Source organism: Staphylococcus sp. EG-SA-2 (assembly GCF_017152085.1).
Genome location: NZ_JACYHC010001311.1, coordinates 1 through 600, shown reverse-complemented (window position 1 = coordinate 600; position 600 = coordinate 1). Strand labels below are relative to the sequence as shown.

Below are 600 nucleotides of genomic sequence, written 5' to 3'. Positions count from 1 at the left end.
AAAAGATACCTACGAACAACGCATACACTGGCAGTCTAGCAGAGCATGACATGAATGGTGCAATTAATATCGTTGTTAAACGCTCTTTTTCATTTTCAATACTGCGCGCAGCCATAATACTCGGTACGTTACAACCAAATCCGATAATCATCGGTATAAAAGACTTCCCGCTTAAACCGAACGATTCCATAATACGATCCATTAAAACTGCAATACGCGCCATATAACCTGAATCTTCTAATAAAGATATAAAGAAAAATAGCACAACAATTTGTGGTACAAAGACTAATACTGATCCTACACCAGCAATAATGCCATCTGTAATTAAATCTTGTAAAAATGGTATAACGCCAAGATAATTCATAATCGTCTTCACACTATCTGTAAATGTACCACCTATAAATGCATCGAGTTGATCCGACAAAGGTGTGCCAATCCATGTAAATGTAGTTTGAAAGATCAACCACATAATCGCTAGAAAGATAGGCATCCCTATATATTTATGTGTTAATATCTTGTCTATTCTAGAGCTGAAATATTGCTTATCTTCATCTGGATACGTTACCACGTCTTGCAATAACGTCTCAATATAATGATTGC

Annotated in this window: 1 protein-coding gene; it reads right to left on the bottom strand. The window is 35.8% G+C overall.

The window, feature by feature from the left end; genetic code table 11:
- Positions 1–600 (bottom strand): ferrous iron transporter B (locus tag IDG60_RS21030; RefSeq protein ID WP_164826034.1); only part of this gene is annotated, 600 nt, incomplete at both ends.